The organism is Anaerobium acetethylicum (assembly GCF_900096945.1).
GTDB classification, from domain to species: Bacteria; Bacillota; Clostridia; order Lachnospirales; family Lachnospiraceae; genus Anaerobium; species Anaerobium acetethylicum.
The window spans coordinates 1-12,024 of record NZ_FMKA01000057.1 but is presented as its reverse complement, the minus strand read 5'-3'; the positions used below and the strand labels follow the sequence as shown (position 1 = coordinate 12,024).

Here is a 12,024-nt window from a genome sequence, read left to right as displayed (position 1 = left end):
AAATATTCGAAAAACTGCAAGAAAAACATTTCAGCAAATCAAAAACCCTTGCATATATTTTATCATAAAACGTCGAGAAAATCAGTAAAATCAATAGTTTCAGGTCTGCTCAGCAGACACTACTTAAAGCTGTACTCTATATTATACCTGGATACGTGTCAGAATTTTGTACATCCACATAGTTGCAGTAGATTTCTCTAGACAACTTAAAAATGTAAAATTATAGAGCAAAAAGAAAAAAAACTTTACCATTCCCTCTATAATCATTAAATTTTCTTATTATGGATCACCAATTCCAGTTTTAACAAAAAATTCCTTTTTACAGTAATATATTATTACATTTTTTGTCAACTATAATTAACATTTGAATACTATTCATTATTTTACATTTTAGGACACAATCAACCTTTCTCCCCTTCCATTACCACTCTTGATTTTGCTGGTTTTATTTACCCAGACTTTTCATCGTCGGGATGCCACAGGTACAATACCTTTTTTGTTACTATTACTTCGGATTTGTTCGTATTTTCACTTTACATAAATTAACATATCCTCACTATATTTTCAGTAGGGATTTAGATTCCAGATTGATTTTTAGGGTTTTTTATTAACAACCAAGATAAAACAAAATATAACACCGTAATAAATAAAATATAGAACATGCCGCTCCATCAACTTTCTCTGTTCTTTTCTTGATTTTTTACAATCATATCATATATACTATTTCTATGTATTTATTTTACAATTGTTTGCAACAAGATTTCAGTCTTTAAATTATAAAACAAATAGGGGGGCGGAATATAATGAATGGCTTTATGGGTTTTTGGTCTTTTGTGGCTATATTTATTTATGGCATTATGATGGTTTTAGCTATCGAATTAATCTACGTACTGTTTTTAGCAATTAAAGCATTAAAAATGTATATCCAAAAGAATTCATAATCTTCTACAATGGCGAACACGAAAAAAGGTACCTGACACCATAAACTCCAGTTTATGGTGTCAGGTACCTTTCATTTCACGTGAGCATTCTTCTAAAGAATTGAATTAGCGGTCCATTCAGGCATGCATTCATAATGGTTCCAATTCCCAAAATATCCCAAATACTATTCCCTGCCATTGCACAAAAGACAACTCCGATCAAAGCCACAACTACATCGCTAAGAATCCTTGCATATTGGAATTTCAGTTTTCCTTTTGTCCACTTCTCAATAATCACTGCAACACTGTCATAGGGTGCAATCCCCATTTCCGCAGTCATATACAGGGCAACTCCCAGTCCTGCGAAAAATATACCCAGCAGCAATGCCACGATCCGGAGCGGCAGCGTCATCTCTACCCGCAGAATATCCTTTACCATCCAGTATATAAAATCTGCACCATATCCTACGCAGACCATGTTGACTACTGTTCCGGCTCCGATACAATGACGCGCAGCAAAAAAAACAGCAATTAGTATCAAAGCATTGACAATCATCTGCCAGGTTCCAAACTGCATCTTTAAAAACCCGCTGATTCCAAGGTTCATACAAGTGAACGGATCTACGCCGAAGCCGCTTAACCGATAGCTACCCACACAGATTCCGATGCACAGGATTCCCAAAACCATTATCGCCGTTCTGTAAACACGCCTCTTATAAAGGACGTTCATATCCGTTTTCCTCTCTTTCGCCTTCCGTATAGAAAAAATGCTACACCGGTTCAACTGCTGTTATTACATAAATTCTCGAATCAAAGTCACAGCCTGGCTTCATGCCTGCACCGACTTCTCCGGCAGTTGCATCTGTCGTGATCAACCCCAGATTCATAAGCTCATCCCCATAACAGACCCGGTCCTGCCCGGAAATCCCATAGCAATAGTCTTCGTTTAAACCCTTTAAAGGAATTCGTGAAAACGGAAGATTGACGCCATTCAGCACGCGATACCATCCTACGACTGCCTGTTTTTGGTCTTCGCTGACTGCCATCCACGCAGTGACATTTCCTTCGAAAGGACTGCGCAACCGGTAAAATGTCCCGAACTGAAGCAATCTCCTGTACTGCTTCACGAACGCAATCTGTTCCCCGACCTGCCTCTGTTCCTCTTCTGTCAGCTTATTGAGATCCAGCTCATATCCAAATGTCCCGAACATCGCCACATTGGCGCGCGTGTGGAGCGGAGTATTTCGGTATACCTGATGATTCGGAATAACGGACACATGGCTTCCCATGCTGCTAACCGGATAGCAGAGCGATGTTCCGTACTGAATTTTAAGACGCTCGATGGCATCCGAATCATCGCTCGCCCAGCCCTGAGGCGCATAATACAGGATTCCGGGGTCGAAACGCCCACCGCCGCTGGCACAGGATTCAAACAGGATCTCGGGGAATTTTGCAGTCAGCCTTTCATAAAGATCATAAACGCCCAGTATATAGCGGTGGAACACTTCACCCTGGCGGTCTGCCGGCAATGCCTTCGAATAGCATTCCGTGATGCTGCGGTTCATATCCCATTTGATATAGGAGACCTTTGCCTCGCTAAGAATTTTATCCATCATATTAAAAATGGCGTCCACCACCTCTTTACGGGAAAAATCCAGTACATACTGATATCTTCCATGGGAAGCATGGCGATTTGGCGTTTCGATCATCCAGTCCGGATGCGTGCGGTAAAGCCCGGAATCTTTGTTGACCATTTCCGGTTCAAACCACAGGCCGAATTTCAGGCCCAGATCCTCTATCCGCTGCGCAAGCCCGGTGATGCCGTTTGCCAGGCGCTTCGGATTCGCAACCCAGTCTCCCAGGCCGGCATGGTCGTCGTTTCGCTCGCCAAACCATCCGTCATCCAGGACAAACAGTTCAACACCGCTTTCTTTCGCTTTTTTGGCGATTTCTACCAGACGGTCTTCCGTAAAATCAAAATAGGTTGCCTCCCAGTTATTGTTGAGAATCGGCCTTTCCCTGTCTCTCCAATATCCTCTTGCAAGACGCTTCTGGTATAATCTGTGGAAAGTCTGGCTCATGCCGTTTAATCCTTCTGCAGAATACACCATGACCGCCTCCGGCGTCTGGAAATCTTCTCCTGCATCCAGCTTCCAGTCGAAGCAGGCAGGATTGATTCCCATTAAAATTCTTGTCGTGTCATGAGTATCCACCTCTGCCTGCGCCAGGAAATTCCCGCTGTAGACAAAGCTGAAGCCAAGCGCCTCGCCCTGAAATTCATCTGTGGAGGGACGTTTCAGCACAACAAAAGGATTGTGTTCATGGGAAGAATTTCCTCTCATGCTGTCCACCGCCTGGATTCCCTGCTCCAGCCTTCTTGTCTTTATGTGCCTTTCTCTGGACCATGCGCCTGAAAGTTGCACCCACTCGTAGCTGCAGTCCGGAAGATCCATGCACAGGCTCATGGCGCTTGTCAGGTGAACAGCCTTCTGTCCATTGTTGATCATCTGCGTACTCCTGGCAATGACGCCGCCCATTTCAAAAATCGTATACATAAGCTTCAGCCGGATATCTGTAACGCAATCCTCCAATGTGATGACCAGTGTCATTGCCTCTTCCGGGCTTTCCACATAGGTAGCCGGCAATCCCGCCAGAGATGGTTTTCCATTTTCAACCATATGCTTTTTATATCGAAAATCAGAAATCCTGCTTCCGTTCTCCTGCACGATTTCCAATGCCGGATGCCGGTAATCCGTGGTCCCATACACGGCATACTCCTGCTTCACATGTTCCAGCGAAAACAGCCTGTCCTCATCAAAAATGTAAGACGTCATAGGACGTGGAGCCATCTCAAGGAGATAAGAGTAATCCTTATTTTCATTGATCCGTTTTCCAAAATAAAGCTGCCCCATGTGCCCATTTGGAAGAATCATCATTATATAGCTTATATAGTCATTATATAGATGAAATGTTTTTGTATTTTCCTGAAATAAAATATTCATGTTTTCTTCTCCACTTCCTCAAACCTGATTCCAACTTGTATCCTGGCTGTTTACTATAATTTCCCGCCAGATGTCGCGATCCCTTCCACAAATTGCTTTTGAAAAATCAAATACAGGATCGTCATTGGCAATATTGCGAATAATGCCGCAGCCATAAGCTGTGGATAGTTTGTGCTGAATTGTCCCTGCATCTTTGCAAGCGCTGCCGAAAGGGATGTGGATGTCGTATTTGTACATGCGATCATCGGCCACATCAATTCCTTAAAGGCAATAACCGCCGTAAAAATGCCCAGGGAGACCATTCCGGAACGGGCAAGCGGCGCCATGACAAACAGAAAACGCTGTCCTATATTGCATCCGTCGATGGCCGCCGCTTCCTCCAGATCCTTTGGAAGAGACTGATAAGATACTTTCAGCAAATAGGTGCCAAAAGCCGTTACTATCCCTGGGAAAACCAGAGCAAACTGCGTATTCAGCATTTCCATATTGGATACCATAAGGTACTGGGGAAGCAGGAAAATCTGTGGCGGAACCATCATCTGCACCAGCACAAGTCCAAACAGAAGGTTCTTGCCTGGAAACCTCAATCGTCCAAATGCATAGCCTGCAAGCGTTGCAGTCAAAACCGCACAGATTACCCGAAACAGGATCATTAATAACGTATTTATATATAAAGTCAAAAAATTGTAATTATCCCAAACATATGTAAAATTATCTAATTTCCAGCTGGAAGGGAGAATAACAAACGGATTAACAGACGTCGATTCCGTGACCGTTTTAAAAGCGGTAAGTGCCATCCATACAAAGGGCACGACCATAACAACCGCGATTAAAATCAGAAAAACATGAATCCCCACACGTGTTAACGTATCTTTACGTTTTGCGCTTTCCATCACAATACCCCTTCCTTAGTTGTAAAATACAATCTTCTTATCCAGTTTCTGCAATACGACTGTAATCAGCATAATGAAGATCAGCAGAAACACAATCATCGTAGCTCCATAACCCTTGTTGTCATAAGTGAATACATACTGATAGAATACATAAACCACTGACTGCGTATTTTTTAATGCTGCATTCGTCTTGTCAATCATCATGTATATCAGATCAAATACCTGCAGAGCCGCAATAATTCTTGTCTGCACAATGAAAAAAGTTGTCGGACTAACTAAGGGAACCGTTATGTTGAAAAACTGATGCAGCTCGGAAGCTCCGTCAATCTGTGCCGCTTCATAATAGTCACGCGGAATATCCTGCAGGCCGCCCAGAAACAGCACCATGTTATATCCAATGATAGACCACACGCCAACAGCGCCCAATGCGATCCATGCATGTTTCGGATCAGAGATCCACGAAACATCCGTGTGGAACAATTGGTTCAGCAATCCGTATTGCTGATTATACAGCCACTTCCACACCATGGCCACAGCTGCAGGTGCCGCAACCATAGGAAGAAAAAAGATGGTGCGGTATCCGGATCTGAATCTCATCTTCCTGTTGAGAAGCACTGCGAGGACCAGCGCAATTGCTATTGAAAGCGGAACCTCAATAATTGCGTATTTTACAGTATTGAATAGCGATCCCCAGAACTCCCCGCTTGTGATTACATTTTTATAATTCTGCAATCCAACAAAGGTATTTCCTCTTCCGAAGTCTCCTGTTTTAAAGAATGACATGTAGATTGTTTTCACAATCGGATAAAAATTCAGTGTCAACAATCCTATGATTGTCGGTGTAACAAATGCAAGCCCCCATTTGGCTTCCGTTTTTTCACCTTTCGTCATCTTTGACCATTTCATATGCCCACGCCTTTCGTTTATTTTAGGAACTGCCATCTGCATAACAGTTCCCAAAATAATATACCTGCTATTTTATTTATGATTACTGTGCAAGGGATGCATTCATGCTGTCAGCAATGCTCCTGCATACATCCGCCATTGTCGATGTATCATTCCATGCCGCTACAAATGATTGTTTTGCTTCCTCTGCCCACACTGCATTTCTGGAGCTCGGCATAATCACCAGGGTTGCCGCACCTTCTGCTTCATCTAAATATGCACTCAGATCAATCACATCCGTGCTGTTCTTCCATGCTTTTGATGTTCCGACGTAAGCACTCATGGTAACACCTAATTCTGCCTGTCTGAGCTGCCCCTCCTTCGATCCTAGGAAAGAAATCAAATCATATACCGCATCCGGATCTTCTGTGCCTGCAGATGCCGACCAGCCAAGTCCGTTATAGATAGAGACGCGTTCTCCTTCATCGCACTGTCCATTGCCATTTGCATCATGGTAGGGAAGCACACTCACGCCCCAGTTGGAAGCGCCTTCATTTTCCTTAAAGGATGGCACGTACCAGGAACCGAACATGCCCATAGCTGCCGTATTGGAAGTAAACAGGTCTGCGTTGCCTGTTTCTGCCATTACAGACTGTGGCGCCATGCAGTCTTCGATCATTTTCCCATACATTTCCATCGCTTCTAATGTTTTTGGATCATCATATCCTGATTTATCCTTTGCATCATTGATCACATATCCGCCATAGCTGTATATAATATTGTAGTAGCCTTCCTGGTTCGCATCTGTATTTCCAACCATTCCATACTGGGAACTATCTGCCTTATTCAGCTTTGCCCCTGCCTCATACATCGTTTCCCATGTCCAGGTCTCATCCGGATAAGCAATCCCCGCTTCATCGAACATCGATTTATTGTACCAAAGAGCAATTGTATCGTAATCCTTTGGAACCGCATATTGTGATCCGTCTGAACTCTTATAAATATTTACAATATCCTGATAATAATTGTTCAAGTCGATCGCATCATCCTCTGCAATATAATCATCGAGTTTTAATAACAATCCTGCATCCATGTATTTCTGCACATACTGGGAATGCATCCAGAATAAATCAGGCATTTCTCCACCTGAAGCACCTGCTTCTAAAAGTGTCCAGTAATTATCCCAGTCAACCACTTCAACTTTTACATCAACTCCTGATGTTTCCGTCCATTCATCACAAATTGTCTGGATGCCATCCTTTTGCTTGGAATCCCAGACTTTCAGATCGATGACCTCCGCCTTCTCTCCAGCGCTGTTTCCCTCTGCAGTCTCACTTGCTGAATTGCTTCCGCATCCAGTCACCATTCCTGCTGCCATAATTGCTGTTAATATGAGTGCAACCACTTTTCTTTTCATAAATACCTCCACAATCTTGAACAACTTTTTCGTCTGACAGTTTCTTTCCCTTGCATGCTTGGAATTTTCTAACATAATGTACTTCCTGTACTTTATATGACAAATATATCACATGGCAGCCTTCGCAACTATAGGCTCATGTGTATAGCATATAGCAAAATGTGTCCTGTTTTTTCTGATATACTTTACTTTCCAAAACACATAGTATATATTTGTACTGTGCTCACGATTATGCTTTGTGCATTTTGCACAATCACCAACAAAACCAAGGTGCTGTTACATACATTTTTCACCATACCGTTTTTAAAGGAGTTTCTATGGAAATCAGGGTAACAAAAGAAATCACAAAAGAACATGACAGCATGGTCATGAAAGTTTTTCCTCCCGAAAATCTAAATCGCGAGATGCATTTTCCGGAAAACAACATTGCCGATCTTCAAACCATATACCAGGGTCCTTCTCCCTATCACCTGGATTATTGCGGCTATGAGCATTGCAGGTCCGGCTATTCCTTCGGTCCGTATATCCGTTCTTCCTATCTGCTGCATATCGTTATTCACGGAAAGGGAACCTACTGCGTTGACGGAAAAACATACAGCATTTCCAAAGGACAGCTATTCCTAATCTCTCCCGGCATCACCACTACCTACCAGGCCGATATTGAAGAACCATGGGGCTATTACTGGATTGGATTCAGCGGATATCAGGCAACTTATATACTGAAGCAGATGGGCTTTACCGAAGCCATGCCCGTTATTTCCATGAACGACCTGTCCCCGCTTATCGAGTGTATTGAGCGAATGTTTCTTTCCGACAAGATCACATTTGCAAATGAACTGCAGCGAACATCTGAGCTTCTCACCTTTTTTACCCACGTGATTAACAGCAGGCCCCAGAACCAGCTGACCGCCAGGCATTCCAAATCAGAATATGCCGAAATGGCCATGCGCTATATTTCCAATAATTTTTCCCGGAAAATCCAGATTTCAGAACTGGCTGACCATATCGGCGTCGACAGAAGCTATTTATCCAAAAGCTTCCATACCGAATATCAGATGTCTCCTCAGGAATATCTGGTGCGTCTCCGCATGCAGCAGGCAGCAACGCTGTTGGAGAATCCCGACCATCCCATTTCTTATATTGCCATGAAATGCGGATATCCGAACGCCCTTGCCTTTACCAAGATATTCCGGCAGCGTATGGGATGCAGTCCTTCCCAATACCGGCTGAATATGAATAGCGTCGAATCACCATCTGCTCCATGACAGACACCTGGGAATAAAAAAGGTACCTGACACCATAAACTGCAGTTTATGGTGTCAGGTACCTCATATTCTATCTCTTATTTTTTCACATATCTCTGATTCCTGCTATTGGGTTTATCCGGTATTGTCCGAACTACCAATCCAAGTTCTAGCGCAGGATCCAAATAATTCTTTCGGAATGTCTCTCTTGATTTTAATCCTAATAACTCCATAATACTTACCGCACTGTATGGAACTTCAAAATCCATTAGGTCAAGCATCTTTTTCACGTAATCAGTAAGTCCATCATCCGATCTACGAATCTGATTGATTACTTTATCTAAAATACTGTCAATCTGCTTCAACAAAAATTCGACAAATACGTTGGAATTACCATTTACATGACACTGTGCAATTGCTTCATAATATCCATCCTGAAATTTTTCTATCTGACTCTCAATAGGAATATACTCAAAAGCAGAATTCCATTTTGATAAAATTACCGTGTGCCACAATCTTGCAGTTCTTCCATTCCCATCAGAAAACGGATGGATAAAAACAAATTCATAATGAAATACTGCACTCATAATTAATGGATGTACTTTCTTGTTATTCTTTTCCATCCACGTAAAAAGATCCGTCATAAGACCAGGAACAAGATGCGGTGGTGGTGCCATAAAAATACACTGGTCACCATTAAAAACTCCTTCATCACCACGTCTGAAACTGCCTGCCTCCAGCTCCAGGTTTTTTTCCATGACCCCATGAACTTTCAGCAAATCCTCTATTTTATACGGATTCATTGAACGAATCAGCTCATATGCTTCGTATGCATTCTTCACTTCCTGTATTTCGCGCTCTGGTCCAAGGACAATTCTTCCATCAATGACATCTTTAACTGCACCAATGGACAGAGAGTTTGCTTCAATCTTCAATGAGGAATGAATGGACTTTATTCTGTTATTTCTTCTTAAGTGTGGTTTGGAATCTAAATTGTGATATACATCAATCTTTCCCATTTTCTCAGATATTGAAGACACAAGATTCATCATCTCTTCTGTTAAGGAATAGGGTGGTTTATATCCCTCCATATCGTCACCTCGACTTACTTATTATCTTGCTTATTATCTTACCACATTTTTTGAAAATTATCACGATTCTTTTCTATAAGAGTTTTGCATACGTTTTTCAGACTCCATTTTTGCGCTCTTTTTCATTTGTATTTCTGTTTTGTGCTCCGGAATGGAGAGGAAATATGACTACGAAAATGGATAATGCAACAATTGGTGGAAGCATTAGGGGAAGAAGAAACAATCTTGGGTTATCACAAGAGGATCTGGCTGAGATATTATTTACATCAAAGCAAATGATATCAGCAAATGAAAAAAATAAGACTGAGCTTAAGGTTCAGCATTTTCACCCTTTTGAGGGGCTTGCTCCATATACTCTTCTATATTTTCTTTTCCCCATTCATATGCAAGTTGTAACAGAGGCATTAAGGAACGACCTTTTTCCGTCAATGAGTATTCCACTCTTGGCGGAACCGTTTGATAATCCTCTCTTTTAATCAGTCCATCTGCTGCTAATTCTTTTAATTGTTGGCTTAACATCTTATGCGAAATCCCACTCAATTGCTTTTTTATTTCACCATATCGCTTTACATTATCGTTTAAAAGCCTCCACAGTATAACCATCTTCCATTTACCACCAACAATGCTCAAGGTGAATTCAAGTGGACACTTGATTTTTTTCGATTCATTCACAGTATTCCCCCCTAATTCATATTTGTAGCTTACTAAAAGGTGCGTACTTCCAATTCATTTTATTTTACCATATAATATGTTTGCATTGATAAAATCAATTACCCAAAATCAAATTAGTAAAAGGAGAATTAGAATGGGCGAAAATCTAATAATAACAGAAAATCTACCTGTCTCAATATCAGTTATAGGAATTACGTTTCCCACTGCAATCACCTCCATACGGTGGAGATTGTACCTGATATTTCCGTAAAAAAACAGACTTATAATTTTCCAGCATTTAAACTATACTCGGGGTTCTTTACCCTTTTTTCAGACTTATCGGTTCCTTAAGATTATTGATGAATTTCAAGTTAATTTTCCTCCCAAAATAAAAATTTCGCCAATGTAATGGCGAATATTTGAATTGTTATTAAGTTTCAAATCCAAAGATTCCTCGTTGAGGTGGACCCTTCTGGCGTAATCGTATGTTTTTCATACAGCCTCCTTTTCCCAATTAACGCATTTTTGAAATTGTCTAGGTAATGCAAAAGTTATAACCCTCTTGTGTCAAGAAGTTGCAACAACATTTTAATATCTTTTTTCTTTCATAATGACCTCAAACCCATATAATTTCGTTGGGCTTTTGTTAAATCGTTGCTACAAAACCTCAATTCTAGCGGCGTTAAAGGATTGCTACTTACTATGAAGAAATGTAAAAATGCCATTGCAAAACTTTCAAGTTATGCAATGGCATTCAATATCTTTTTGCTAAAATATCCCTGTTATCAGTAACGGAGTATCCCACTCTTACTTATGACCACCAAAAGTCAATACACAAACAGCTACTTCCTGCTTTCTATATATGCCTTAATCTCATCCAGTATAGATGGCAATCCCAATAATTGCAAACAGATTTCATAGAGATCCCATAGGGATGTTGTGTTACTGTCTTCCAATCCCATTGGTACACCCCTAGCATCCTTTTTAATGATAGCCATTGCTTTTTCGAGTGTTTCCGGATTATTTCCATCCAATATTGCACTGGATATGATTGCAGCAATCGGCTTTTGCCCTTTATACAATTCACAGATATCAATGCTGTTTTGATAATTACCAAGGTGTAATTCTACCGCTGCAATCTCCCACAAAATATTGCGAAAACTATCCGGATCATTACGATAATCTTCTGGCAATGCCTGTTTATATAGCCTTAAAGCCTCTTGAAATACATTCCTTGACTCTTCTTCCCTGAAAAGTAACCTAAGAAAGTTGGCTTTCATATGAATCGCTGATGCGATACGATATGTACTATTTTTCTCTTTAGCCTTAGTAATTCGTCCTTCTTGCATCTCCAACGCTTTTTCCATTGCTTCGTAGTATTTCGGGAAATCTTTCAAATACATATATGTCCTAGCCAAGGATTCATAATTTACAGATAACAGCTTTGTTTCATATCTGCTTAACTGGCTTTCAACATTTTCCATTAATTTCTTTTTATTTGGTTTTACTAAATTCAATAGTCTCACTCCCTAATAATTGATTTTAACCATGTCTAGCGCCTTTATATTTTCCCCAGAACTAAATAACTCTTCTGCATACTTTGAAATATTTCTGCCCCAATTTATGTCTGACCCATTAACACCTACATAAACCACTGCAGCTTTATATTCTTTCTCATCCTCAATAATATCCTTCATAGCAGCAAGAGCCTCATCATATTGCATAATTCCACTACCAGTACATCATCGCCCTTTTTCATAATGATATCCGGACCGTGGCACCGTTTTTCAGGAGACTCCTTTGTGCATATAACAATTAATTTAAAACCTACATTCCCGTGAGAATTATAACGTGGAAACCTTATAAGCACTGATTTTACTGTATTATTTGATATTTTTTGTTGAAATCATCCGCAAAACAC

At 40.9% G+C, this 12,024-nt stretch carries 10 protein-coding genes; 1 reads left to right on the top strand and 9 read right to left on the bottom strand.

Annotated elements, in window-relative coordinates:
- Positions 1–1,017: 1,017 nt before the first annotated feature.
- The 5 genes from BJR36_RS19065 to BJR36_RS19045 all read right to left on the bottom strand — a co-directional run bounded on the left by BJR36_RS19065 (position 1,018) and on the right by BJR36_RS19045 (position 7,117).
- The gene (locus BJR36_RS19065; protein WP_091237023.1) at positions 1,018–1,650 is read right to left on the bottom strand and encodes a YczE/YyaS/YitT family protein; all 633 of its coding nucleotides are present in this window, start codon (positions 1,648–1,650) and stop codon (positions 1,018–1,020) included.
- 40 nt (positions 1,651–1,690) lie between these two features.
- A complete protein-coding gene (locus tag BJR36_RS19060; RefSeq protein ID WP_091237022.1) occupies positions 1,691–3,922 on the bottom strand; it encodes an alpha-galactosidase in 2,232 nt (743 codons plus the stop codon).
- Positions 3,923–3,975: 53 nt separating this feature from the next.
- On the bottom strand, positions 3,976–4,815 hold the full coding sequence (locus BJR36_RS19055; protein ID WP_091237021.1) for a carbohydrate ABC transporter permease: 840 nt from the start codon (positions 4,813–4,815) through the stop codon (positions 3,976–3,978).
- Positions 4,816–4,830: 15 nt separating this feature from the next.
- On the bottom strand, positions 4,831–5,721 hold the full coding sequence (locus BJR36_RS19050) for a carbohydrate ABC transporter permease (RefSeq protein WP_091237025.1): 891 nt from the start codon (positions 5,719–5,721) through the stop codon (positions 4,831–4,833).
- Between the two features lie 82 nt (positions 5,722–5,803).
- Positions 5,804–7,117, bottom strand: coding sequence for an ABC transporter substrate-binding protein (locus tag BJR36_RS19045; protein ID WP_169823788.1), 1,314 nt, complete (start codon positions 7,115–7,117; stop codon positions 5,804–5,806).
- A gap of 317 nt (positions 7,118–7,434) precedes the next feature.
- On the opposite strand from BJR36_RS19045, the gene BJR36_RS19040 reads away from it, so the two are divergent.
- On the top strand, positions 7,435–8,382 hold the full coding sequence (locus BJR36_RS19040) for an AraC family transcriptional regulator (RefSeq protein WP_091237019.1): 948 nt from the start codon (positions 7,435–7,437) through the stop codon (positions 8,380–8,382).
- 77 nt (positions 8,383–8,459) lie between these two features.
- On the opposite strand, the gene BJR36_RS19035 is transcribed toward BJR36_RS19040, so the two are convergent.
- The 4 genes from BJR36_RS19035 to BJR36_RS19020 form a co-directional block, all read right to left on the bottom strand.
- Positions 8,460–9,452: a Fic family protein gene (locus BJR36_RS19035; RefSeq protein ID WP_091237018.1), complete on the bottom strand. Its 993-nt coding sequence runs from the start codon at positions 9,450–9,452 to the stop codon at positions 8,460–8,462.
- Between the two features lie 309 nt (positions 9,453–9,761).
- Positions 9,762–10,124, bottom strand: coding sequence for a winged helix-turn-helix transcriptional regulator (locus BJR36_RS19030; RefSeq protein WP_207648919.1), 363 nt, complete (start codon positions 10,122–10,124; stop codon positions 9,762–9,764).
- A gap of 821 nt (positions 10,125–10,945) precedes the next feature.
- Entirely contained in the window at positions 10,946–11,620 is a 675-nt protein-coding gene (locus BJR36_RS19025) for a tetratricopeptide repeat protein (protein WP_091237017.1), read from the bottom strand.
- A gap of 12 nt (positions 11,621–11,632) precedes the next feature.
- The gene (locus BJR36_RS19020) at positions 11,633–11,800 is read right to left on the bottom strand and encodes a hypothetical protein (protein WP_207648918.1); all 168 of its coding nucleotides are present in this window, start codon (positions 11,798–11,800) and stop codon (positions 11,633–11,635) included.
- Between the last annotated feature and the right edge of the window lie 224 nt (positions 11,801–12,024).